Genomic DNA, 21,377 nt, shown 5'->3' with positions numbered 1-21,377 from the left:
GCTCCTGCTATGCGGCGGCGGCGCGCCAGCCCATCGGGTTCGCGACCCAGGCGTCGATATCAGCCTGATACCAGGCGACCAAGCCGTCGCTGATCGGCACCGACGCCGGGAAGGTGCCGGCGGCGATCCGGCGGTAGATCGTGGTGCGCGACAGCGCCGTGCGCGCCCGGACCTCGGTCAGGCGCAGCAGGCTGTCGCGGCTGCGGTCGACGGTCGTCATTCGCGTTTCCCTCTAATGGCCTCGGATATCCGGCCGATTGACGTGTGGAAGCGGTCGGCGAGCTCGCGCACGCCCAGGTGAGGGTTGCTGACGAACGCTTCGCGCACCGCGGCCTTCTGGTGCTCGGTTAGGCGCGGCCAGCGCGCCTGCACGATGCGCAGCGGCGCGCGGCGGCGCGTATGCTCGGCGAGCTCGTGCAGCTCGGCGATGCCATACTCGTCCGCCAGCTCATGCATGCGGTCGCGGATTTCCGGGATCCTCACGGCTGATCCTCAAGTTCCCGGGCCGCTTCGATGGCCGCATTGGCTACGGCCTCAAGAGCCGCCGCTACGATGCCGGCTAACGGCGCGTCGACTTGGTCGATCTGCCGGATGGCGTCGGCCCGAAGGTTGAGCCGCTCGGCCAGCTTGTCCGCGTCAACCAGTCTCATCGGCGTTCTCCCAAGGCAGCGTCTCGCCGCCAGCACGACCCAGCCTTCAGGCACCACTCAGGCTCGGCCATGTTGCAGTCGGGGCAGTCCCGCAGCTCAGGCGCGACCTTGGTGCGGGCGCGGCGCTGATCGAGAGCACGCCCCAAGGCTGCGAAGAGACCGAGCCTTTCTGCCGTCGCTGGTGCAGCGGGGCTGGCACCGGCCTTTTTCCGAACACTGTCGAGCCGGGCGGCCACGTCTGTATAGAGCCGGATCCTACGACGCTGCAGATGCGGCTTGTTGGTGACACGGGCCGCGATTGCCTGCTCTTCCTGATAGCGCAGGAGTAGGACGAGGCTGATCGCCTGCTGCAAGCCGGCGTTGACGCCGGCGTGCCGACCGCGTTCAAAAGCGTCTCTAAGTGCCGCAGCATCTGCGACATGCGTCGTCGGCTTCACTGGCGGTTCCTTTCTGCGATCGCGCGGAGCGCCTCGAGCGCGTCCGCGATGCGGCCAACACGGGCCGAGAGGTTGGCGAGCGTCCAGATCGCCCAGGCACCGAGCAGGAGCGTCAGAACGCTCGCGTCACTCACGGCCGAGCCACTCCACGACCTCGTCGATTGAGGCGATCGGCCGGCCGTCAGGGCCGAAGCCCATCACCACACTGTTCGTGTCGCGATCCTTGAGCGCGAAGTGATCGCCGCGGCGGAGGACCTTCATCCCCGCTGCGGTGGCCTGCCGCCGGGCGGCGCGGATCAGATCCTGCTTCACGCCTTCGCCCTCATCGGCTCGGCATCGCTCCACGTCTCACCGTGATCGTCGGACGTCCGCGAGAAGAAGGCGCCGTCGAAGTAGCGGTCGCTCCAGCAGGTCTCGCCGTCCGCCGACCATTGCATGATCGTCAGCTGCGGGCGCATCAGCTTCGCGACCTCGGCGGCGATCGCTGCGGGATCGATCGGCTTGCTGGTCGAGATATAGTAACGCCCGACCTGCGTGGCGCCCTCGTCGGCGCCAAGGCAGATCAGCGCGCAGAGCGACACGCACTCGTTGCAGATGAAGACGCTGTGAGGACCGGCGACGATGCGCTTCACCTCGGTGTCGCTCTTTGCGCAGAACGAGCATCGGATCGAGCTGATCATTCTACGTCTCCGTTCTTACGATCGTCCGCCTTCTTGCTTTCGCTCGCGGCGTACTCATCGAGGGTGTCGTAGAATGGGTTCTCTGCGTGCTCGTTCGTGCACTGCACAGATTTGTTCGGCATCAGCACGTAGAAGTCGCGGTCGGGGTCCGTGTCACCGTCGTTGACGCCCTGCGCGGTCACAGGGCGCATGCGCCCGTCGACGCAGAGCGCCCAGGCAATGACCGGGTTCTTGCCGACACTGATCCCGAGCTCCGCCGTCCAGCACCAGAGAAGGTAGGTGTCGGGCTGAGCCGGGATCAGCTGCGTGGGCGTCGTGAGGATGCGATCAACGTCGTAGTGCGCGACTTGCAGCGGCACGTCGCGCCCGCGCAGCTTCACCTGGTGCACCTTGCACCCATCGCGCACGATCGTTTCCTCGCCGATGCTCTCGATATGGGCGATCGGACAGCGAAGGCCGCGCCAGTTCATCTCTGCCAGAATTGTCATTGCTGTTCGCCTTTGCTTGCGCGGTGGCTCCCGACACGGGCGACCTCGCGGGTGATGATGAAGGTCTCGCCAGGGTTGGCCTCGACCAGGTGGAGAGCGGCCGCTTCAGCGTCAGCGAAGCGGCTGTGCGCGACGCCGCGGCGGCGCCCGTCCTTCTGCACGCGGTAAGGACCGGCGCCGGCGATCACGTCGAAGTCGCCGCGGCTCACTGAAGCGCCTCGCGGACGATCCGGTAGAATAGGACATTGCGGCCATAGATTGTGGCCTCGCCGCGCCACCACTCCGCCGGGACCTCCTGCGCGTACTTCGGGCCGTATGAGCCGTAATCGTCGACCACCTCGATCACCGTGTAAGGCGGCACCGGGCACGGCCCGCCCTGATTGCGGATCCAGCCGCTGGTGAGGATGCGAAAGCGTGGCCGCGCCGGCGCGGCTGGCGCGCGCCACTGCCACTGCGGCGCCCATGTTCCGATCGTGAAGCCGACGATGCCGCTTGTGACCCCGATCAGGGCAATGTCTCCTATCGTCGTCACTGCGGCCTCCGATCGTCGAGGTTGATCACGTTGGCGTCGGCGCGCGCGGGTTCGTCGCCGCCTATCCAGTCGGCATCGAGCCAGTCGGCGCAGCCGCGGTTCGCCCGCGTCTCGGCCTGAAGGGACACCGGCAACCCGGCGATCGCGTGCACCACCGGCGCGCGGAAGGTGCAGGTGCCGAGGTCAGGGTCGGAGCCGTGCGGCCGGCGCCAGCCGGTCGTCACCGCCGGTAGCTCCTGGCACCAGTAGGCGCACTTAGCGCAGCAGCCGCCCGGCGTGCTCATGCCGCCTGCTCCGCGCTGACCGTGGCGCGCGTCTCGAGCACCACCGCCCGCAGGCTGACCTCCAACTCCTCAAGCTGTTCGAGGATCGGGGGCAGCATGGCCTCTGCGCAGATGATCGCGTGCTGGCACGGGTCAAACTCGTTGGTGCGCACCGCCAGGCTGAGCATGCCAAGGAGCGCGCCTAGCTCGAGAGCGAAATTGCTGGCTTGGTTCGACGCTTTGTCGACCGCGGTGTGATGATTGAGGTTCATGCCGCTTCTCCGAGCGTCGGGGTCTGGTGCGGCACACTCATCGCTTCCGCGATGGCCGGGCACACAGACGCGAGCTGACGATTGAGCCGATCCACGAACGCTGGCTCGTAGTTGTTCAACGACGACATGCTGAGCAGCAGCGGCGGCTCACCGCGCTTCGGTTCGAATTCGCGGACCAAGATGGGGTAGACCTGCAACAGCATGTCGTCCGCGTTCGCAGGGGTGAGGGCTTGAAGCCGCTCAAACAGGACACCAGCGCGATCGGTGAGCTGGTCCATGATCACGTCGGGGCACGGGCACGCATAGTGCACGGCGACCTCGGCCAGCTTCCAATCCTGGAAGGCCGCCGCCACAGCAGGCGAGGCGCTCATGCTGCCTCTCCCGCCGCGAGGCGGCGAATGTCCGCCATGAGCGGCACGATCAGGGAGGCGTCGTCGAGTTCGCGACCTGACGCCTTCGTGGCATCGATCTTGAGCACCATGTCGGCGAGCGTTTCGGCCGGCTCGAACATGGCGCGATCCCACAGCGCGAAGTCGCGGTCGCACAGCTGATCATAGCGGTTGTTGATGCCGAATATGTTGAGGCGTGCGAGCTCGCCGTCCTCGTACTCCTTCTGCCGCCGCTGCTGCTCGGCAATGATGGCGTCGCGCTCGTCTGCAAGGTTGGCCAGCTCAATGTGCGTCGCGCGCCACTCCGGATCGTCCTCGCCCATATCGGCCCACTCAGGGTCGTCGCGGACACGGCGCGCCGTGCTGCACATGAACCCTTCCGTGCTGAAGGTGTGACGCTCGTCATTGAGGTTGATGAAGGAAGACTTGGTCGTCCGGTGTGGCGGCTCAGGCTCGCCCACGTAGGCGGCCTTAGCCGCGTTGAACGCCTGATGAGCAGGATGCCCGACCTCGTCCCAATATTGCTCGCTGATCTCGTAGGCGCGCTGCTGGAGCGCGATCAGGCGGCGAAGGCGAACGCTGCCGGCCGCCGCGGCGGAACCGGCGTGGGCGGGTGCCGCGCACTGAGCGACGCCAGCAACGGCGAGGAGTCCGGCGCCGCCGATCAAGGCGCGGCGCGTGGTGGAGCGGGTCATGCCTGGTTCTCCTGATAGGGGGCGCCGGCGCTGAGCGAGCGCCAGCCGCTCGGGTGCTTGCTGCCGAGGATCCGGACAGCGCGGGCGACGTGCTCGTCGGCGTCGTAGGTGGTGCGGGCGACCCAGAGGGCGCGCCCAGCGGTCAGAAAGCCGTGCCAGTCAGCATCGGAGCCGGCGAGGCGTCCGCCTGCCTCCTCGATCTGGCCGGTCGGGCTGATGAGGATGCGGCCGCCCGCGTGCAGGAAGCTGCGGATCGCCTGCGTCACTGCGCCGGGGTTGCGCGGCCGCGGCGCGGTCACTGCTCGCCCCGCTTCGGGCCGTACAGCGCGAGGTCGCGCGCCAGATCGGAGAGGGCGAGCAGATGGAAGGCGGCGTCGAGCGCGCCGGCGATGTGCACGCCGCGCGCGCCGTGATCGCTGTTCGAGTCCTCGTTGATAAGGATCGCGCTGGTCGCCAGCAGCAACACCGAGCCGGCCATGTTGGCGGCCGAGGCCGCCAAGTCTTCCGGGTTACCGTCGAACGGGGTGACATCGACGAATTGTCGGGTGCTCAGCGTGTCGAGCGCGCGAGCCATGCCGGTCATCGGGTTCGCGGCGGACTCGGCGAGGCTGCCGGCGGGGGCGGGGAAGCGCGGCGCCGACTTCGGCGCGTCGCTCGCGGCGGCGGCGGGAGCAGCGCGGCCCATCAGCGGCGCTCCTTCGGCGTGCGGCCGATCGTGAGAAAGAGCGAAATGCCGAAGCCTTCGAACGAAACGGCCGTCGCTCGCCCCTCGCCGGTTGCTGACCAGTTCTCGATGAAGTTGTTGCGGTCGACGTCGATGCCCGGCTCGATGTAGCGCCAGAAGGCGCGAAGTCGTGCGGCAAAGCTCGTCTGTTCGCGCGAACGGGTCGCGCGCTGTGCTTCGGCGGCCATGAGCCAACCTCCCTGCTAAGTGTGGCGCAGGTGGATCGGCGGAGGCTGGCCCCTATCGCTGGCGGCCGAGCGCGTCTTTCCAACCCTGCTCGTCAGGGTCGGCTGGCCTTGCGGCTGCACTCACCTGACGAAGCGCATATTGCTTCACAGGCAACGTCGGGTCAAACGGAAAATGCTTAACAGGCAATTTAGGCAAGTAGCTCCTGCCACGGCACGACGCGATCGATGCGCAGAACGTCCGCGGCGTCGATGCGAAATTGCTTCGCAGGCTGGAATTGCTCGAGCTCGATATAGCCCGAGGATCGCCGCAGCAGGCGCTTCACCAGCACGGCGCGCGCCTCCTGCCCGTTGTCCAGCTCCGGGTTCTCCGGGCGCAGGTAGACGACGACGTCATCCATGATGCGCACGCGCGCCTTCGGATCGACGATCAGCATCTCGCCGTCCATGTGCCGGGGCTCCATCGAGTGCCCGGTGACGTACAGCGCGTACGCCGAGCCATGCCCGTTGAGGATGACCGGCCGCTTCACGTAGGCGATCGTCTCGGCCGTGTTGAGCGTCACCTGCTCGATCGCCTCTCCGTCGACCTGTCGCGCCGCTCCTAAAGCGGTGCCGTAGATAGGAAGATCCTCCAGCATACGCTCTTGAGACGCGCCCTCGAGCTTGACCACCGAGGCGTTCGGCTTTGGTCGATCTTCAGCCGCCCGCTGCCGGGCTGGTGGCGCGTTGTCGAAGGCGGGCTCGCCGAGCGACGGCATAGGTCCGCGCCAATCCTCGGGACCGCGAACAATGCCAACGGATCCAGATCCCGGCGCGATATAGTTCGGGTTCGTCAGCGTGTCCTCGCGGACGCTCAAGGCGGCGGCGATCTGGACCAGGCGCGACATGGGAATGTCGACCATGCCGGTCTCCCATTTCGAAACCTGCGAAACCCCCACGCCCGTCAGGGCGGCCAGGTCCGCCTGGGTCATGCCGCGCGCGTTGCGGAGTGCCTTGATGTTGTTTTTCATAGCCCGCTCTCTTTGCCCCACGGACAAGACTCTGGCTATACCACCTCAGAGGCAAAGAATGGTTTACGGCGGGTTGCCTGTGAGGCATATTGCCTCGTTATGAGACTTTCCGCGTTCCTCGAGCTGCCAGGGCAGCGAGCCACCGATATCGCGCGCAAGTGTGGTGTCGCCGTATCCACGATCACGAGGGTCGCCAAGGGCGAGAAGCGCCCCTCGATGGACCTCGCCGAGAAGATCCGCGCCGCGACGAATGGCGCCGTTTCGGCTGACGACTTCCTGCCGCCGTTCGAGCCGGCAGCCCGGCTTGACCTGTCGCGAGGCTCCATCCCCGCGACCGCGGAGTAAGCCGCTATGTCAGGGGCGCGCCGCCAAGGGCGGGGGAGCGCGACCAGGTCTCATCTTGATGAGGCCCGGTTCCGCGCGTTGATCGACGATGCGAAGGCAGGCGCGAACCTGTCGGACGTGCTCGGCCGCCATACGACGCTGAAGCGCCGCGGCGCACGCGAGCTGGTCGGGCTCTGTCCCTTCCATAAGGAGAAGTCCCCCAGCTTCGAGGTCAACGACGCGAAGGGGACCTACTACTGTCACGGATGCGGCTCCGCCGGCGACCACTTCACCGCGTTGAAGCTGCTCGACGGGATGACCTTCCGCGAGTCTTATCAGGCGCTCACCAACGAGACCTTCCCGACCGTCGACCCCGAGCAGCGCGTCAAGGCCGCCGCTGAGGAGGCGGCGAGCCGCGCCGCGGCGATCGCCGACGCCCGCTTCATGTGGGACCAGTGCCATGATCCCGCTGGCACCCAAGCCGAACGCTATCTGCGCGAGGTCCGCGGCATCACCATGCCTCTGCCGCCGACCGTGCGCTTTGGCCTGGTGCCGACGTCGCGCGATGAGGATGGGCGATGGAAGCGGCCATACCCGGCGGCGGTCTTCTGCTGCACTGATGGCGCGGGCGCGATCGTCGGGTTGCAGCGCGTGTTCCTGCTCGACGACGGCAGCGGCAAGCGCTGGGGCAAGCGGTCGAAGTTCAGCCTCGGCCGGCCGCGCGGCTCGGCCGTGCGGATTTCAGAGACGCCGTCCATGTCCGAGGTCATCGTCTGCGAAGGTCCCGAGGATGGGCTGACGCTCGCGCAGGAGATGCCGGCGGCGGCGGTCTGGGTGACGCTCGGCACGTCGATGATGCCCGAGCTCCACTATCCGCCGACCGTGCGCTCGGTGGTGGTCGCCGGGCAGAATGACGACGCCGGCCGCGCCGCGGCGGAGGCCACGCGCGCGCCGCTGCTCGAGCGCGGGTTCGCCGTGCGCGTGATCTACCCCGATCCGGCCTTCAAGGACTGGAACGATCAGCTGCGCGGGGTGCGAGCGTGACCGGCATGTTCGACGATCGCTATGGCGAAGCTGACGTCGTCGTGCCGCAGCCGCTCGACATCAAGGCGCAGCTGGGCGACGCCGCCGACTATCCGCTCGACGCTCTGCCGCCACCGCTGCGCAAGGCGATCGAGGCGATCGTCGCGATCGCGCAGGTGCCGGTGTCGCTCGCCGCGCAGTCGGTGATGGGCGCGGCCTCGCTGGCGGCGCAGGGGCACATCAACGTCGAGACGATCACGGGGCAGGGCTGCCCGGTCTCGCTCTTCCTCTTCACGATCGCGGCGTCGGGCGACCGCAAGTCGACCTCGGACCGCTTCGCCATCCTGCCCGTGAAGGAGCGGGAGGAGTATCTGGCGCAGTGGTACGCCTCGGCGCAGAACACGTACACGGTCGACGACGCGGCCTATAAGGCGTCGATCCAGAAGGCGAAGACCGGCTCCAAGGGGCGCGAGGAGATCCGCACCGCCATGGAGGCGGTCGGCGCGCCACCACGCCCGCCGATGCAGCCGCTGCTCACCGCCGACGAGCCGACCGGCCCGGGACTGCAACGGCTGTTCGCCGAAGCCATGCCGGCGCTCGGCCTGTTCTCCGACGAGGGCGCAACCTTCCTCGGTGGCTGGTCGATGCAGGAGGAGCAGCAGGCCTCGACCGGCGGCATGCTGTCGAAGCTGTGGGACGGCTCACCGATCAAGCGCATCCGTGCCGACAAGGAGAACGGGACGCAGATCCTGTACGGGCGGCGGCTCTGCCTCCACCTGATGGTGCAGCCCGATATCGCGGGCAAGCTGCTCGGCAATCAGGCAGTGCGCAACCAGGGGCTGCTCAGCCGCATCCTCGTCGCCGCGCCGCGCAGCCTCAAGGGCTCGCGCTTCTGGAAGGAGCCGAGCGAGGAGGACCGGGAGAACCTGCGCCAATATCATGCGCGGCTCGGCCGGCTGCTCGAGTTCGAGTTCCGGTATAGGGACGAGACTTCGCGCGCGCTCGACCTCGATCTGGTCCGCCTAACCGCCGACGCGCGCGCGCGGTTGATCGCCTTCAGCGACCACTGCGAACGCCAGCTCGGCCCAGGCGGGAAATATGAGCAGATCGCCGACTTCGCGTCGAAGATGACGGAGAACGCTACCCGGCTCGCCGCCGTGGTGGCCTATTTTGCGGCCGGGCAGGGGCTCAAGCGGGACGGGCTCAGCCTGACCGCGGTCAACGCCGGGATCGCGCTGGTGGAGTTCTATGCCGGCGAGGCGGCGCGCCTCTATGGCGCGGCGGCGGTCGACGACGACACGCACAACGCCGCGCTGCTGATCGACTGGATCCGGAAGAAGGGCCACACCGCGGTCGGCGTCCGCTACCTCAACCGGCGGGGGCCGACGCAGGTGCGCGCCGCCACCGCCCTGAAGCGCGCGATCGAGGTTCTCGTCGAGCACCAGCACCTGGTCAAGATCAAGGGGCCAGCGGTCCTCGACCTTGAGGGCGAGCCCAAGAGCTACGCCGAGGCCTACACCGTGGTGGAGGTTGACGCGGCATGACCGACGACCTCTTCAGCGCTGGCTTCGCCTGGGACGAGCCGGACGTGTCGCAATCCGCTGCGACACCGGTTGCGACGCCCGCGCCGGCGGCGGCGCCCTCGGTTAAGGTGACCGCATCTCACCTTTCCGACGATGGTGTCGCAGGTGTCGCAGGTGTCGCAGAAACCGAGGGGCAGCGCCTCGAACGCCTCCTGTCGCAGCCATATGTCGCGGTGACTGCGACACCCGTTGCGACACCGAAAACGGCGGATTTCTGCGGGGTAGAGGCTGGTGACGAGCCGATTGTCGCAGGCGTCGCAAGTGTCGCAAATTGGCAGCGCGGGATCGACCTGCTCCGCGGGCAGCGCTGTCCGGCCGGCGCCAACCCGAAGGAGTGGCGCGACACTGTCGCAGCGGCGTCGCACCTGTTCCGACTGTGGGGATCGGACCTGTTCGAGGCCGGCTGGTCGACGCTGGACGTCTGGGGATCGGAGCCGGACCCCGCGCACCGCCGTGTAGACCGTCTGGGGCTCGTCCACTTCGTGATCGGCGCGCAGGTCGAGGCGATCGACAGCGAGAGCGCGACCATTCTCCACAGCGGCAAAGATCGGCTGACCTACACGCGCCGACAGAAGGTTCCAGGGGCTGTTCCGCTCTGGTCCGTAGCCGTGGGGGAAAGCCGGGTGGAGGGGGCTAAGGGGTGCGCGCTGACGCGCTTACCCCTTAACTCCCCCGACTGTCAACCGGCATCGGGGGAAAGCGACGGGGTCGAAATGAGGGAAAGAACGTGAGCGCAGTGTTCGTGACGACGCCGGAAATTGGCACCCGGCTGTGGATCAACGACCAACGGTACGAGCTGGTGAGCGTGGCGCCTTACGTCCGCAAGACGGACGGTGTCGCAACCTTCCTGCTCGAGTGGGAGGGGCGCTGCTGCACTGACGGATGCGGCGCGCCGTTCCGGACCTCTTCAACGATGACGGTCACCCGCCTCAAGCGGCGGTGCGACGAGCACAAGGACCAGCGTTCGCCGGCCAGCCGGAAGAAGCGGGTCGCCAAGGTGAGGGTGGAGCTGGCGTGATGGAAATGGGGACTGGATCGAAGCTGTGGTGCATCCTGCGCACGGCCGGCCCGTGCACGACCAAGCTGGCAGCGTCGCTGTCGGCTGCCGGCATCGCCGCCTGGACGCCATCGCTGGTGGCGAAGCGCCGCCTGCCGCGTCGCAAGGCCACGATCGAGCGGACGGCTCCGATCATGCCGACCTTCGTGTTCGTGCCGGCCGACCGGCTGCCGGACCTGATCGCCATCCTGGCGCGCCCGTCGAACCCGCACCCGCAGTTCTCGATCTTCCCCAACGCCTGCCGCACCGGGCCGGCACGGATCGGGGCGGGGCAGATGGCGAGCTTGCGCCAAGTCGAGGAGCAGGCGGCCGAGGCTTACCGCCGGGAGAAGGAACGGCAGCGCAACAAGGCGCTGCGCGCCTCCGCCCAGGCGATCCCCCTCGGCACTCAGGTGCGCGTGCCGCAGACGGCGTTCGCCGGCCTGATGGGCGTGGTCGAGGGGCACGAGGGCCGCAACATGCGGGTCAACATGGGCGGCGGTTTCATCGTGAAGATAGAGGCTTGGCTGCTGAAGGCTGATCAGGTAGAGATGGGCTCGCTCTGATGGGCGCCGCCGTACACCGGCCCGCGGCACGTAGGACTGGAGGTCACCCGACCCGCCGCCACCGTGCCCCCAACGCAGGTTGCCCGATGGGGCGCCGGGCGAGCACTGGCGAAGCCATGACCGGCTCGCCCCTCAACCGTTTCTCAGTTCGCCATCGTCATTCCCGTGTAGATCAGCTGGCAGATCGCACTCGGTCGCGCCTCGGCGCACTGGATGAGGCCGCGGGTTCAAGTCCCGCCCCGGGCTTGGCGATGGCGATCCTCTCTCATGCCGAGTAAGCCGCCCAGCCTGAGGCCGCGCAAGGTCTCCGCCGCTCGCAAGCTGTCCAACTGGACGACCACCCGTGCGAGCAGGCAGGCTCGTGGCTATGGCCGCGAGCATGAGCTGATGCGGGCTCAGGTGCTGAGGGAAGAGCCGCTCTGCCGCATCTGTACCGCCGAGCACCGCATCTCGCCGACTGAGATCGCCGACCACATCGTGCCGAAGGCTGAAGGTGGAAGCGACGAGCGCGACAACTACCAAGGCCTTTGCCGTCCCTGCCACAAGGCGAAGACGGCGCGCGAGAGCGCACGGGCACGGAGGAAGTGATGATCTCCATTATCGAGCTCGTGTCCGAAGAGGGCGCCGTGATCTACCTCAACCCGCTTCACGTCGTGTCGGTCTCTACTGTGCCCGACCTGGACGCGCCGCTCTCTGACGTGACCCTCGTCGGCGACGCCTGCTGGCGCGTGAAGGGCGGCTGCCGCGACGTGGCAGCGCATATCTTCGGCGAGGTCATGGGCGAGAACGGGCGCCGATATGCTCGCGTTGTCCGAGTGGGCGAAGCGGTCGCCTACGAAGAGGCGCTGGCCGAGCCGCAGAAGGGCGAGACCGTCATCAAGTATCGGTCCGCCTTCGGCGGCGTCGAGCGTGAGTATCGCGTCTGATCGCAAGTGCCCGAGGGGGTAGGGGCGGGTCGAAAGTCAGGCGGCATCTGGCCTAGGACCGTAACCCGGGGTCTTTTTTCACGCGCCCGAATTAAACTTTCCGGCCAAATTAGATTTTGAGGCGGCGATGAAGCCCGGACCCAAGCGGAAAACTCCCACGGAGAAGGCGGCGACCGGCACGCTTCGGCCATTCCGCGACGCTGGTGTGACCGAGATCGTCGTCCCAGGCAACCCGCCGCTCGCGCCGGACTATCTCACGCCCGAGGCGATCATCGTCTGGCAGGAAACGCTGGGCCGGGTCATGTCGGCTGGGGTGACCGAGCTCGATAGCGCGCTGCTCGCGCGCTACTGCTCGCTCGAGGCTCTGGTGCGCAAGGCATTCGCCGCCGGCAACGAGCCTCCGCCCGCCGCCTACCTGACGGTGCTCCGCCAACACGAAGAGCTGCTCCGCATAGCCGGACCGAAGAGCCGCGTCGGTGGCGGGAGTGCTGCGGATGGCGCGAAGTCGAGCAACCCCTTCGCCCGCAACGGCAGGAACGCACGCTAGGGATTACGCCGCGATCGCGCTGGCCTATGCCAAGGCGGCGGCGGCGGACAAGCGGCAGCGGAAGCACTGCAAGTGGGTCCGCCTGGCGGCGCAGCGCCACCTTGACGACTTGAAGCGCCAGCGCACCGCGGCGTGGGGCTATCGGTTCGACCCCTGGCACGCGAACGATATCTGCGACTTCGCCGAGAAGCTGCCACACGTCGAGGGCGTGTGGGAGACCCCGACCATCACGCTCGAGCCGTTTCAGATCTTCATCTTGGCGATGGTGTTCGGCTGGCGGCGACGCGACACTGGCGGGCGCCGGTTCACCTCGGTCTACGAGGAGGTCGCGCGCAAGAACGCGAAGTCGACCAAGACGGCGATCGTCTCGCTCTATTGCCTCGCATGCGAGGACGAGCCGGGGCCGCAGGTGCTGACCGCGGCGACAACGTTCGACCAGGCGAAGAAGGTCTTCCACCCGGCGAAGCGCATGGTCGAGAAGACGCCCGCGTTGCAGGAGGCCTTCGCGCTGATCCCGTGGGCGAAGTCGATCACCTGCGGCGATAACGGCGGCTACCTCCAGCCGATGCACTCCAAGGCGAAGAGCCAGGACGGTCACAACCCGCACCTGGTCACGATGGACGAGCTGCACGCGCACTCCGATCGCGGCCTCTTCGACGTCATGAATTCGGCGTTCGGCGCCCGGCGCAATCCGCTGATGTGGATCATCACCACCGCCGGGTTCAACCTTCACGGGGTCTGCTACGAGCAGCGTACGCTCGCGACCAAGGTGCTCGAGCGCACCGTCGTCGCCGAGCATATCTTCGCGATCATCTTCACGCTCGATCGCGCCGAGGATTACGGCGACGATCGGAAGCTGGGTGATGATCCCTACGATGCGTCGAAGTGGATCAAGGCCAACCCGCTGATCGAGGCATCCCGGCCGCTGCGCGACGAGGTCGCGAAGCGTGCGGTGGAAGCGCAGGCCAGCCCGGCGGCCGAGGGCGAGTTCAAGACCAAGCACCTCAATCAGTGGCTCGGCGCGGCTTCGGCCTGGCTCAACGTGACGCAGTGGGCGCTCTGCGCGGATCCGGCGCTCACCCTCGACGACTTCGTCGGGCTCGACTGCTACCTCGGCGGCGACCTCTCGAACGTCGACGACCTTTCCGCGCTGGTCCTGGCCGCGGAGGACAGCACCGGACGGCTGCTCATCAAGCCGTGGTTCTACGTCCCCGAGGCGCGGCTGGAGAACCAGAACACGTCGCTGAAGCAAATCACCGATCTCTATCGCAGCTGGGTCGCCGAAGGTGCGCTGACTGCGACGCAGGGCGACTTCATTGATCACAACACGATTGAGGCACAAATCCGCGAGCTGAAGTCGCGATTGGCGATCCGGCGCGTCACCTTCGACCAGTGGAACAGCGCGCTGGCGATGGCGTCGCGGCTCAATCAGGACTTCGACGACGGCGGCGACGCCTTCGCGGTGCAGCTGGCGAAGAACGCCAACAACATCACCGACCCCGCCAAGGAGCTCGAGGCGCGGGTCAAGTCTGGGCCGGCTCGGCTGCGGCACGACGCGAACCCGGTGCTGACCTGGATGGTCGGCAACGCGGTGGTCGAGCGCCGCGTCAACGGGAGCATCCTTCCGAAGAAGGAGACCCCCAACTCGCCCCAGAAGATCGACGGAGTAGATGCCGTGCTCAACGCTACTGCCCCGATGATCGTGCCTGAGGCCGACGACAACCTCGACGACGTGATCGCCGGGCTGAAGGCGCACGTGAAGGCGGGCTTCTGATGGCTGGCGGCTGGGTAGGCTCCGTCCTCAGCTGGGCGGGCATCGGCAATCAGAGCGGCAAGCTCTCGGGAGCGCCTGAGGATCAGCCGACCGACAAGGCCATCAAGTACGGTTCGGCGATCGACAGCGTCGGGCAGGTGGTCAATCAGAAGACCACGCTCGGCCTCTCGACCGCGTGGGCGTGCATCGGCCTGAAGTCCGAGCTGGTCGCCTCGATGGGGTGCGGGGTCTACAGCAAGAGCCCGGCCGGCGGTCGTAAGTCGGAGTCGGGCCACTGGCTCTACGACCTGCTCCACGAAGAGCCGAACGCAGATCAGACCCCGTTCGAGTTCTGGGCCGGCCAGGTCGCCGCCATGGATCTGTGGGGCAATGCTTTCGCCGAGAAGGAGACGCTCGGCAGCCGGGTCACCGCGCTGACGCCGCTTCCGCCGCAGCTGGTGACCGTCACCCGCGATCGCAACAATCAGCGGGTCTACCTGTTCTCCGACCGCGGCAAGGAAGAGCGGCTGCCGGCCGAGAAGGTCTTCCACCTGCGCGGCATCACGCTCGGCGGTGACGTGGGTCTCTCCGCCATCGAGTACGGCCGGCGCACGCTGGGCGGCGCGATGGCGGCGAACAAGGTGGCCGGCGACACGTTCCGCGGCGGGCTCCAGCTAGCCGGCTTCATCGAGACCGCATCGCAGAAGCTGTCGCCGGAGCAGCGCGCCGATCTGCTGGAGATCTTCGACGCCTGGGTCGGGCAGGCGATGCGCGGGCGCGTTGTCCCGCTCGAGAAAGACTTCAAGTTCCAGCCGCTCAAGATGAGCCCGGTTGACGTGCAGCTGCTCGAGTCCCGGGGCTGGGACGTCGAGGAGATTTGCCGGTGGTTCGGCATGCTGCCGATCCTCATCGGTCATGCCGCCAAGGGGCAGACGATGTGGGGCAGCGGCATCGAGCAGCTGCTGCTCGGCTGGCAGACGCTCCGGCTCAACCCGCTGCTGCGGCGGATCGAACAGGCCGCGAAGCAGCAGCTGCTGCCGCGCGCGGAGCGGAAGCTGGTCTACCCCGAGTTCAACCGCGAGGCGGTGATGGCGACGGACAGCGCCGGCCGCGCCGCGCTCTACTCGGCCTTTGGCCAGAACGGCGTGATGGATCGCAACGAGATGCGGTCGCGCGAGAACCTCGATCACCGCGAGGGCGGTCAGTATCTGACGGTGCAGTCCAACCTCGTTCGGCTCGACCAGCTCGGCACGGACGGCGCCGCATCGTCCGAGCAGCAGCTGCGCTCGGCGCTGCTCGGCATGCTGGGCGTCCAGGGCGGCGACATCGAGGCGCTGATCGCCAGCAAGGTGCAGAGCATGATGGGCCACAACGGCGGCCCGAGCTTGGAGGCATGACGATGAACATGGGTCGCGTCTTCGGGCGCAAGCACACCGGCGCCCTTAAGGTGCGCGACTTTGACTTCGAAGTGAAGGCGGTCGGCGATGACGGCTCCTTCAGCGGCTACGGCTCCGTCTGGGACGTGGTCGACAGCTACCAGGAGATCGTCGCGCGCGGCGCCTTCACCGAGAGCTTGGTCGAGATCCAGGCCAAGGGCCGCCCGGTTCCGATCCTTTGGCAGCACCGGTCGAGCGAGCCGATCGGTGCCTGGTCCAACCTGAAGGAGGACGAGCGCGGCCTGTACGGCGACGGCGAGCTGCTGATCGCTGACGTCGCGCAGGCGCGCGAGGCGCACGCGCTGGCCAAGCGCCGCATCGTGACCGGCTTGTCGATCGGCTACTGGGTGCGCGAGTCCAGCTTCGACGAGAAAACGGGCATTCGTACGCTGACCAAGCTCGACCTGGTCGAGATCAGCCTGGTGACCTTCCCCGCCAATGACGACGCTCGCGTCGAGGCGGTCAAGTTCAAGCTCGCGCACGGCGAATTGCCGACCGAGCGGGAGTTCGAGAAGTACCTGCGGGAGGTAGGCTTCTCCAAGACGCGGGCCGCTGGCGTCGTCGCCCACGGCCTGACGGAAATGCGGCGGAGGGAGTCCGACTGCGACACGACGACGAACCCGGCTTTAAAGAGCCTTTCGGACACCCTGAGCGGCTTCAAGCTGTAAGCCGCCCGCACGAGGAAACAGCCATGAATATGATGACCTCCGCCGCGGCGCTCGCCGCCGGCTCGACCCGTCTCGTCGCCGCTCAGCCGCGCGAGTTCGGCCGCAAGGACGGCGCCGCCGACGCGCCGTCGCTCGATCAGCTCCAGCGCAACCTCGACAGCGCCCTCACCGAGGTGAAGGGCTTCGCGCAGGAGTTCCGCGCGAAGAACGCCGAGGGCACCAAGGTCAGCGATGAGGCCAAGGAGAAGGCCGACAAGGCGCTGGTCGACCTCGAGGCAATCCGCGGCGACATGAAGGAGCTGTCGCAGAAGCTGGCGCAGGGCCGGCGCGGCGGCGAGGACGATCCCGAGATCAAGAGCCTCGGCCATGAGGTCGCCAACCACGCGGACGTCAAGTCCTATGCTGAGGGCGGCTGCAAGGGCACGATCGGCTTCACCGTCAAGGCGGTGACCAGCGCGACCGGCTCGGCCGGTGGCCTGATCCGTCCCGAGCGCCAGCCCGAGATCGTCGGCATCCCGCGCCAGCAGCTGCGCGTGCGCGATCTGCTCACGCCCGGCCAGACCGAGAGCAACTCGATCGAGTATGCGTACCAGACGGTGCGCACCAACAACGCCGCCGCGGTGGCCGAGGGCGCGCAGAAGCCTGAGTCCAACTACGGCTGGGACGTGGCGAACGCGCCGGTGCGCACGATCGCGCATTGGGTGCCCGCGTCGCGTCAGGCGATGGACGACGTGCCGCAGCTCGAGAGCCTGATCGACGGCGAGCTGCGCTATGGCCTCGACGACGCCGAGGACGCGCAGCTGCTGCTCGGCGACGGCACCGGCCAGAACATTCTGGGCCTCTACACCCAGGCGCCGGCCTATGCGCAGCCGGCCGGCGTCAGCATCACGGGCGAGACCCGGATCGATCGCCTTCGTCTGGCGATCCTCATGGTCGAGCTCGCCGACTATGCGCCCGATGGCCTGGTGCTGCACCCGACGCAGTGGACCAACATCGAGCTGACCAAGGACAGCGCCGGCGGCTACGTGTTCGCCAACCCGCAGGGGCTGGCGTCCAACACCCTCTGGGGCCGCCCGGTCGTCTCGACCAAGCGGATCGGCACCGGCAACTTCCTGGTCGGCGCGTTCAAGACCGCCGCCCAGATCTTTGACCGCATGGACACCGAGGTGCGCATCTCGGACCAGGATCGCGACAACTTCATCAAGAACATGCTGACGATCCGCGCGGAGAAGCGCTTGGCGCTCGTCGTGCGCCGCCTCGCCGCGATGGCGAAGGGCAACTTCACCGGCCTCTGAGGCTCGGCCCGAAGGGGAGGGCGGTTCGCGCCGCCCTCCTTTCTCAACCGCCGCACCGGGCGACGGTTCAGAAAGGAGACGACCCATGAAGAACGCATACGTGACCAGCGATCACCACGGCGACAGCGGCACCGTCCGCGAGGGCATGATCCTGGGCGACATGACGCAGAAGCGCTTCGACGAGCTCGAGAAGCTCGGCTTGGTGCGCGAGGCAACCGCTGCCGAGGTCGAGAAGGGCTACGAGCCCCAGATCGAGAACGATCCGACCAAGGACGAGGGCGAGGGCCAGAAGCAGGCCGCTGCGCCGGCGAACAAGAAGGCGGCCAACCCCGCCAACAAGGCCGCCTGACCATGGCGCGCGGGCAGCGCCTTCGGGCGTTCGCATGCTCGCCGACCTTCGGCGCCGTCCCGGCCATCACCGGGACGGCGAAGGTCGGCTCTGTGCTCACCGCCTCGGACGGCGCCCCGCGCGCCGGCACCGTGGCCCGTCAGTGGAAGCGGAACGGCGCTGCGATCTCTGGCGCAACCGGCGCGACCTACACGCCCGTCACCGCCGATATCGGCGGCACGATCACCGTCACCGTCACGCTGACGAGCACCCTGCGCGCCAGCAACACGAAGGCGGCAACGTCGGCGCCCACGGCGGCGGTGGTCGCCTGAGCGTGCGCGTCGTCGTCATCACACCGCCTGAGCCGGTCGTCTCACTGAAGGAGGCGAAGGATCATCTGCGTGTTCGGCATAGCGCCGAGGACGCACTGATCACCGGCATGGTGGCGGCGGCGACGCAGCTGCTCGACGGGCCGGGCGGCGACTTCGGGCGCGCGCTGGGCGTGCAGACGCTGGAAGCGCGTTTCGGCGTGTCGGCGTTTGGCAGCTCGCTGCGGCTTCCCTATCCTCCGCTGATCGAGATCCTCTCGATCAGCTACCTCGATCGCAGCGACCAGACGGTCACCGCTGACCTAGTCGACTTCATTGTCGACGGCGCCGAGCTGGCCCCTGCGGGCTCCACCTTCGCCTGGGAAGGCGGATCGCTGCGGAGCGATGCGGTGCGGATCCGCTACCGTGCCGGCTATCCTGACAACACCAGCGGCGCCGAGCCGGTATCGACCCTCCCGGCGGCCGTGCGCGCGGCCATCCTGCTGATGGTCGGCGACCTCTACCGCAATCGCGACACGGTCACCCCCGTGCAGGCGATCTCCATCCCCATGTCGACGACCGTCGACCGGCTGCTCGAGCCGCTCCGGGTCTACGCTCGATGATCGGCCTGGACCGCGGCGCGATGGATCGTCTGCTGCGCATCGAGAAGCCGGTCGCCAAGGCCACCTTCACCGGCGCGGGCAAGGGCACCTGGCAGGAGGTCGCGACCGTCTGGGCGAACGTCCAGGATGCGCTGCCGAGCCGCGGCGAGCGGTTAGCGGAAGGGCTCAACGTCGCCACGCGCCCGGCGCGCGTGCGCATGGACTGGAGCGACGCTGTCACGTCCGCCATGCGCCTCGTCGACGTCACGGACGGCGTAGACGGCCGCATCATGCAGATCGTCAGCGCGCCGGCGCGGCTCGGCCGCGACGGGCTCGAGGTGATGGTCGAGGATTACAGCGAAGCCGGCAGCGCCGCCTGACGATGACCATCACGGTCCGCGGGCTCGATGACGTCCACCGCTACATTCAGAATGCCCCCTCCCGGATCAAGCGGGTGCTTCAGGGCGCCGGCCGCGCCGGCGGCAACGTGGTGGCGGACGAGGCCAAGGACCGCGCCTGGTCGGACGATATCCGCAAGGACGTGATCGTGAAGGTCGAGGTGGTCGACGACCGCATCCGCGTGCGCGTCGATGTGAAGCCGGGCTGGGGTCGGTCGCTGGCGATCTGGGCCGAGTATGGCACGGTCGGGCACTACATCAGCGTTGATCGCGAGCAGAGCGGCGGCCGCACCACGCGCCGCGTCAACAAGCTGGCGAAGGGCGGCACGCTGGTGATCAACGGCAAGCCGGTCGGCAAGACCGTCTGGCACAAGGGCGCGCGACAGGTGCCCTTCATGCGTCCAGCGATCGACCTGCGCCGTGCCGACGCGATCAAGGCCGCGCAGGCCTACATCGACCAGCAGGTGCGCAACGGCGCGATCGCTGGCGGCCCGATCGACGAGGTGGCCTGATGACCAGCGCGGAGATCCTGGGCGCGATCCTGTGGGCGCACGAGCCGCTCACCGCCGTCGTACCGCAGGAGCGGATCAGGGGCGGGCGCCTGCCGGACGAAACGCCGATGCCTTGGCTGCTCGTTCGCGAGATTAGCCTGCTCGACCGCTACCCGCTGAAGAACCCCGGCTGGTATCGCTCCACAGCGCGCGTCTCGGTGATGGTCCGGGCGGCCTCTTACGACGACCAAATCGCGGTGATGAAGCTCGTGCGCAGCATTCCGCGCGGCGCGATCGGTGCGGTCGGCGACGCGACCAGCGTGGTCGTTCACACCTTCGGCGGAGGCCCGGACGTGATCGGCCCGGGCGACACCTTCGAAAAGACGCAGGATTTCAGGGTCGCATTCGACACCTTGGACTGACGTTCCGCTCGGCGCCGAGCGCCTGCGGCTGACCCCAGGAGACACCCATGAGCAAGAAGCACTACGCCACGCGCGACTTCCGCGACGCGGGCACCGAGCGCCATTTCGCCGCTGGCGAGCACGTCGACGTGAGCGCGTCGGCGCTGACCAACTATCGCGCCGCCGGTCTGGTGAGCACGGACGGCCCCCAGGACGCGCCTTCCGAGGATGGCGAGGGCGCGTCCGACGCGCCCGCCAGCGCCGCTGCGGCGCCGACGCCCGCGCCGGCGAAGCCGAAGCGCGCGCGCCGGTCGACCAAGGCCAGCAGCTAACCCGCTTTCCCCGCACTCGCGGTGAATGACCGCCGGCAGTGCCGGCTCGCCCAACAGGAGAAACACCATGGTTGCTACGACCGCGGCGGGCACGGCGCTCGCCATTTCCGCCGGCACTCCCGCCGCGCAGACTGGCGCGGCCTTTGCCGCGCTGACGTTCACCGAAATCGGCGGCATCGACAAGATCGGCACGATCGGTCCCAGCTTCGGCAAGACCGAGTTCCAGCCGCTCAAGGGTCCGAAGGACAAGCTGAAGGGCTCGGCCGATTACGGCAACCTCAACCCGTCCGCGGCCTATGACGAGGCCGACGCCGGTCAGACCCTGCTGCGCACCGCCGCCGAGGACGAGACCAACAAGCTCTATGCCTTCAAGGTCACGTACGCGACGGGTGCGATCCGGTACTGCCAGGGCCGCGTCTTCTCCGTCACGGAGAACGTCGACGGCGCCGACTCGGTGCTGATGATCAACGCCGACATCGGCATCACCACGAAGCCCATCAAGGCCTGACCTCAACCCCATTCCGGCGCTCAGCCGGATCATAGGCATCGGCCCGCCCTGCGCTTTCGCGGGACGGGGCGGGTCGGTGCATCCCGCGAAGGAAGACCACATGAAGATCGCAACGCTCGCCGTCGCTGCCACGGCGTTCCTCCACCTCAAGGGTCCGGATGGCGTCCCCCTCTTCGAAGACGGCGCGCCTGTCGGCATCGACCTCTTCGGCCCGGGTTCGCCCGAGCACGGCCAGATCGAGGAGCGCCAGTCCGCGCGCGTCGTGAAGCGCATGGCAGAAAACGACAACAAGATCGCTCACGTGCCGCTGGCGACGCGCCGCGTCGAGGCCGCCGAGGATCTCGCCTCGCTGACCGCCGGCTTCCGCCACATCGAGCACGACGCGCCGGACGGCACGCCGCTCGCCGGCACCGCGCTCTACCACGCGGTCTACTCCGACCCGGCTCTCGGCTGGATCAAGGAGCAGGTCATCAAGTTCGTGGGTGACTGGGGAAAGTTCACGCCCGGCTCGCTGACGAGCTGATCCT

At 67.8% G+C, this 21,377-nt stretch carries 40 protein-coding genes and 1 tRNA gene; 23 read left to right on the top strand and 18 right to left on the bottom strand.

Going from position 1 to position 21,377, the window contains the following annotated elements:
* Positions 1 to 7: 7 nt before the first annotated feature.
* The 18 genes from FHY02_RS08985 to FHY02_RS08900 form a co-directional block, all read right to left on the bottom strand.
* The gene (locus FHY02_RS08985) at positions 8 to 220 is read right to left on the bottom strand and encodes an AlpA family transcriptional regulator (protein WP_183921603.1); all 213 of its coding nucleotides are present in this window, start codon (positions 218 to 220) and stop codon (positions 8 to 10) included.
* Positions 217 to 483 (bottom strand): hypothetical protein, encoded by a 267-nt coding sequence (locus FHY02_RS08980; protein WP_183921602.1) that lies wholly within the window; start codon positions 481 to 483, stop codon positions 217 to 219. The genes FHY02_RS08985 and FHY02_RS08980 overlap by 4 nt, the downstream gene beginning before the upstream one ends.
* The gene (locus FHY02_RS08975) at positions 480 to 650 is read right to left on the bottom strand and encodes a hypothetical protein (RefSeq protein WP_183921601.1); all 171 of its coding nucleotides are present in this window, start codon (positions 648 to 650) and stop codon (positions 480 to 482) included. Before FHY02_RS08975 ends, FHY02_RS08980 begins: the two co-directional genes overlap by 4 nt.
* Positions 647 to 1,087, bottom strand: coding sequence for a hypothetical protein (locus FHY02_RS08970; protein ID WP_183921600.1), 441 nt, complete (start codon positions 1,085 to 1,087; stop codon positions 647 to 649). The genes FHY02_RS08975 and FHY02_RS08970 overlap by 4 nt, the downstream gene beginning before the upstream one ends.
* Complete coding sequence (locus FHY02_RS08965) at positions 1,084 to 1,221, bottom strand: hypothetical protein (RefSeq protein WP_183921599.1); 138 nt, start codon at positions 1,219 to 1,221, stop codon at positions 1,084 to 1,086. Before FHY02_RS08965 ends, FHY02_RS08970 begins: the two co-directional genes overlap by 4 nt.
* Positions 1,214 to 1,399 carry a hypothetical protein gene (locus FHY02_RS08960; protein ID WP_183921598.1) on the bottom strand — a complete coding sequence of 62 codons (186 nt, stop codon included), beginning with the start codon at positions 1,397 to 1,399 and terminating at the stop codon, positions 1,214 to 1,216. Before FHY02_RS08960 ends, FHY02_RS08965 begins: the two co-directional genes overlap by 8 nt.
* Positions 1,396 to 1,767 (bottom strand): ClpX C4-type zinc finger protein, encoded by a 372-nt coding sequence (locus tag FHY02_RS23420; protein WP_221198580.1) that lies wholly within the window; start codon positions 1,765 to 1,767, stop codon positions 1,396 to 1,398. Before FHY02_RS23420 ends, FHY02_RS08960 begins: the two co-directional genes overlap by 4 nt.
* Positions 1,764 to 2,255 (bottom strand): hypothetical protein, encoded by a 492-nt coding sequence (locus FHY02_RS08950; protein WP_183921597.1) that lies wholly within the window; start codon positions 2,253 to 2,255, stop codon positions 1,764 to 1,766. The genes FHY02_RS23420 and FHY02_RS08950 overlap by 4 nt, the downstream gene beginning before the upstream one ends.
* Positions 2,252 to 2,464: a hypothetical protein gene (locus tag FHY02_RS08945; protein ID WP_183921596.1), complete on the bottom strand. Its 213-nt coding sequence runs from the start codon at positions 2,462 to 2,464 to the stop codon at positions 2,252 to 2,254. The genes FHY02_RS08950 and FHY02_RS08945 overlap by 4 nt, the downstream gene beginning before the upstream one ends.
* The gene (locus tag FHY02_RS08940) at positions 2,461 to 2,787 is read right to left on the bottom strand and encodes a hypothetical protein (RefSeq protein WP_183921595.1); all 327 of its coding nucleotides are present in this window, start codon (positions 2,785 to 2,787) and stop codon (positions 2,461 to 2,463) included. The genes FHY02_RS08945 and FHY02_RS08940 overlap by 4 nt, the downstream gene beginning before the upstream one ends.
* Positions 2,784 to 3,071, bottom strand: coding sequence for a hypothetical protein (locus FHY02_RS08935; protein ID WP_183921594.1), 288 nt, complete (start codon positions 3,069 to 3,071; stop codon positions 2,784 to 2,786). Before FHY02_RS08935 ends, FHY02_RS08940 begins: the two co-directional genes overlap by 4 nt.
* A complete protein-coding gene (locus FHY02_RS08930) occupies positions 3,068 to 3,322 on the bottom strand; it encodes a hypothetical protein (protein WP_183921593.1) in 255 nt (84 codons plus the stop codon). Before FHY02_RS08930 ends, FHY02_RS08935 begins: the two co-directional genes overlap by 4 nt.
* Positions 3,319 to 3,693 carry a hypothetical protein gene (locus tag FHY02_RS08925; protein ID WP_183921592.1) on the bottom strand — a complete coding sequence of 125 codons (375 nt, stop codon included), beginning with the start codon at positions 3,691 to 3,693 and terminating at the stop codon, positions 3,319 to 3,321. Before FHY02_RS08925 ends, FHY02_RS08930 begins: the two co-directional genes overlap by 4 nt.
* On the bottom strand, positions 3,690 to 4,406 hold the full coding sequence (locus tag FHY02_RS08920) for a hypothetical protein (RefSeq protein WP_183921591.1): 717 nt from the start codon (positions 4,404 to 4,406) through the stop codon (positions 3,690 to 3,692). Before FHY02_RS08920 ends, FHY02_RS08925 begins: the two co-directional genes overlap by 4 nt.
* Positions 4,403 to 4,672, bottom strand: coding sequence for a hypothetical protein (locus FHY02_RS08915; RefSeq protein ID WP_183921590.1), 270 nt, complete (start codon positions 4,670 to 4,672; stop codon positions 4,403 to 4,405). Before FHY02_RS08915 ends, FHY02_RS08920 begins: the two co-directional genes overlap by 4 nt.
* Before the next feature lie 29 nt (positions 4,673 to 4,701).
* On the bottom strand, positions 4,702 to 5,091 hold the full coding sequence (locus tag FHY02_RS08910) for a hypothetical protein (protein WP_183921589.1): 390 nt from the start codon (positions 5,089 to 5,091) through the stop codon (positions 4,702 to 4,704).
* Entirely contained in the window at positions 5,091 to 5,318 is a 228-nt protein-coding gene (locus FHY02_RS08905) for a hypothetical protein (RefSeq protein WP_183921588.1), read from the bottom strand. The genes FHY02_RS08910 and FHY02_RS08905 overlap by 1 nt, the downstream gene beginning before the upstream one ends.
* A gap of 188 nt (positions 5,319 to 5,506) precedes the next feature.
* Positions 5,507 to 6,325, bottom strand: coding sequence for a LexA family transcriptional regulator (locus tag FHY02_RS08900; protein ID WP_183921587.1), 819 nt, complete (start codon positions 6,323 to 6,325; stop codon positions 5,507 to 5,509).
* A gap of 99 nt (positions 6,326 to 6,424) precedes the next feature.
* Here FHY02_RS08900 and FHY02_RS08895 point away from each other — a divergent pair, with 99 nt between their 5' ends.
* The 23 genes from FHY02_RS08895 to FHY02_RS08785 all read left to right on the top strand — a co-directional run bounded on the left by FHY02_RS08895 (position 6,425) and on the right by FHY02_RS08785 (position 21,373).
* Entirely contained in the window at positions 6,425 to 6,670 is a 246-nt protein-coding gene (locus tag FHY02_RS08895; protein WP_183921586.1) for a helix-turn-helix transcriptional regulator, read from the top strand.
* Positions 6,671 to 6,676: 6 nt separating this feature from the next.
* Positions 6,677 to 7,693 carry a CHC2 zinc finger domain-containing protein gene (locus FHY02_RS08890; protein WP_183921585.1) on the top strand — a complete coding sequence of 339 codons (1,017 nt, stop codon included), beginning with the start codon at positions 6,677 to 6,679 and terminating at the stop codon, positions 7,691 to 7,693.
* A 5-nt stretch (positions 7,694 to 7,698) separates the two neighbouring features.
* Positions 7,699 to 9,216, top strand: a complete 1,518-nt coding sequence (locus FHY02_RS08885) for a YfjI family protein (protein WP_260172847.1) — start codon at positions 7,699 to 7,701, stop codon at positions 9,214 to 9,216.
* Positions 9,213 to 9,986 carry a hypothetical protein gene (locus tag FHY02_RS08880; RefSeq protein ID WP_183921583.1) on the top strand — a complete coding sequence of 258 codons (774 nt, stop codon included), beginning with the start codon at positions 9,213 to 9,215 and terminating at the stop codon, positions 9,984 to 9,986. Before FHY02_RS08885 ends, FHY02_RS08880 begins: the two co-directional genes overlap by 4 nt.
* Positions 9,983 to 10,273 carry a hypothetical protein gene (locus FHY02_RS08875; RefSeq protein WP_183921582.1) on the top strand — a complete coding sequence of 97 codons (291 nt, stop codon included), beginning with the start codon at positions 9,983 to 9,985 and terminating at the stop codon, positions 10,271 to 10,273. The genes FHY02_RS08880 and FHY02_RS08875 overlap by 4 nt, the downstream gene beginning before the upstream one ends.
* Positions 10,273 to 10,857, top strand: coding sequence for a hypothetical protein (locus FHY02_RS08870; RefSeq protein WP_183921581.1), 585 nt, complete (start codon positions 10,273 to 10,275; stop codon positions 10,855 to 10,857). The genes FHY02_RS08875 and FHY02_RS08870 overlap by 1 nt, the downstream gene beginning before the upstream one ends.
* A 162-nt stretch (positions 10,858 to 11,019) precedes the next feature.
* Positions 11,020 to 11,103, top strand: a tRNA-OTHER gene (locus tag FHY02_RS08865).
* 21 nt (positions 11,104 to 11,124) lie between these two features.
* Positions 11,125 to 11,445, top strand: coding sequence for an HNH endonuclease (locus tag FHY02_RS08860; protein ID WP_183921580.1), 321 nt, complete (start codon positions 11,125 to 11,127; stop codon positions 11,443 to 11,445).
* Positions 11,445 to 11,783: a hypothetical protein gene (locus FHY02_RS08855; protein ID WP_183921579.1), complete on the top strand. Its 339-nt coding sequence runs from the start codon at positions 11,445 to 11,447 to the stop codon at positions 11,781 to 11,783. The genes FHY02_RS08860 and FHY02_RS08855 overlap by 1 nt, the downstream gene beginning before the upstream one ends.
* A 205-nt stretch (positions 11,784 to 11,988) precedes the next feature.
* On the top strand, positions 11,989 to 12,330 hold the full coding sequence (locus tag FHY02_RS08850) for a hypothetical protein (protein WP_311731810.1): 342 nt from the start codon (positions 11,989 to 11,991) through the stop codon (positions 12,328 to 12,330).
* A complete protein-coding gene (locus FHY02_RS08845) occupies positions 12,278 to 14,104 on the top strand; it encodes a terminase large subunit (RefSeq protein ID WP_183921577.1) in 1,827 nt (608 codons plus the stop codon). The genes FHY02_RS08850 and FHY02_RS08845 overlap by 53 nt, the downstream gene beginning before the upstream one ends.
* Entirely contained in the window at positions 14,104 to 15,480 is a 1,377-nt protein-coding gene (locus FHY02_RS08840; protein ID WP_183921576.1) for a phage portal protein, read from the top strand. Before FHY02_RS08845 ends, FHY02_RS08840 begins: the two co-directional genes overlap by 1 nt.
* Positions 15,477 to 16,187, top strand: coding sequence for an HK97 family phage prohead protease (locus tag FHY02_RS08835; RefSeq protein WP_183921575.1), 711 nt, complete (start codon positions 15,477 to 15,479; stop codon positions 16,185 to 16,187). The genes FHY02_RS08840 and FHY02_RS08835 overlap by 4 nt, the downstream gene beginning before the upstream one ends.
* Before the next feature lie 23 nt (positions 16,188 to 16,210).
* Entirely contained in the window at positions 16,211 to 17,482 is a 1,272-nt protein-coding gene (locus FHY02_RS08830) for a phage major capsid protein (protein WP_183921574.1), read from the top strand.
* Between the two features lie 85 nt (positions 17,483 to 17,567).
* On the top strand, positions 17,568 to 17,831 hold the full coding sequence (locus FHY02_RS08825) for a hypothetical protein (RefSeq protein WP_183921573.1): 264 nt from the start codon (positions 17,568 to 17,570) through the stop codon (positions 17,829 to 17,831).
* 2 nt (positions 17,832 to 17,833) lie between these two features.
* Positions 17,834 to 18,142: a hypothetical protein gene (locus FHY02_RS08820; protein ID WP_183921572.1), complete on the top strand. Its 309-nt coding sequence runs from the start codon at positions 17,834 to 17,836 to the stop codon at positions 18,140 to 18,142.
* Between the two features lie 2 nt (positions 18,143 to 18,144).
* A complete protein-coding gene (locus FHY02_RS08815) occupies positions 18,145 to 18,741 on the top strand; it encodes a head-tail connector protein (protein ID WP_183921571.1) in 597 nt (198 codons plus the stop codon).
* Positions 18,738 to 19,100, top strand: a complete 363-nt coding sequence (locus FHY02_RS08810) for a head-tail adaptor protein (RefSeq protein WP_183921570.1) — start codon at positions 18,738 to 18,740, stop codon at positions 19,098 to 19,100. The genes FHY02_RS08815 and FHY02_RS08810 overlap by 4 nt, the downstream gene beginning before the upstream one ends.
* Before the next feature lie 2 nt (positions 19,101 to 19,102).
* Complete coding sequence (locus tag FHY02_RS08805) at positions 19,103 to 19,630, top strand: HK97 gp10 family phage protein (protein ID WP_183921569.1); 528 nt, start codon at positions 19,103 to 19,105, stop codon at positions 19,628 to 19,630.
* Entirely contained in the window at positions 19,630 to 20,031 is a 402-nt protein-coding gene (locus FHY02_RS08800; RefSeq protein ID WP_183921568.1) for a hypothetical protein, read from the top strand. Before FHY02_RS08805 ends, FHY02_RS08800 begins: the two co-directional genes overlap by 1 nt.
* A gap of 47 nt (positions 20,032 to 20,078) precedes the next feature.
* The gene (locus tag FHY02_RS08795; protein WP_183921567.1) at positions 20,079 to 20,342 is read left to right on the top strand and encodes a hypothetical protein; all 264 of its coding nucleotides are present in this window, start codon (positions 20,079 to 20,081) and stop codon (positions 20,340 to 20,342) included.
* A 25-nt stretch (positions 20,343 to 20,367) separates the two neighbouring features.
* Positions 20,368 to 20,850, top strand: coding sequence for a hypothetical protein (locus FHY02_RS08790; protein WP_260172819.1), 483 nt, complete (start codon positions 20,368 to 20,370; stop codon positions 20,848 to 20,850).
* 76 nt (positions 20,851 to 20,926) lie between these two features.
* Positions 20,927 to 21,373 carry a hypothetical protein gene (locus FHY02_RS08785; RefSeq protein WP_183921566.1) on the top strand — a complete coding sequence of 149 codons (447 nt, stop codon included), beginning with the start codon at positions 20,927 to 20,929 and terminating at the stop codon, positions 21,371 to 21,373.
* Positions 21,374 to 21,377: the final 4 nt, after the last annotated feature.

It is taken from the genome of Sphingomonas sp. BK069, assembly GCF_014193405.1.
Taxonomy (GTDB): Bacteria; Pseudomonadota; Alphaproteobacteria; order Sphingomonadales; family Sphingomonadaceae; genus Sphingomonas.
This window is presented reverse-complemented; position numbering and strand designations above follow the sequence as displayed.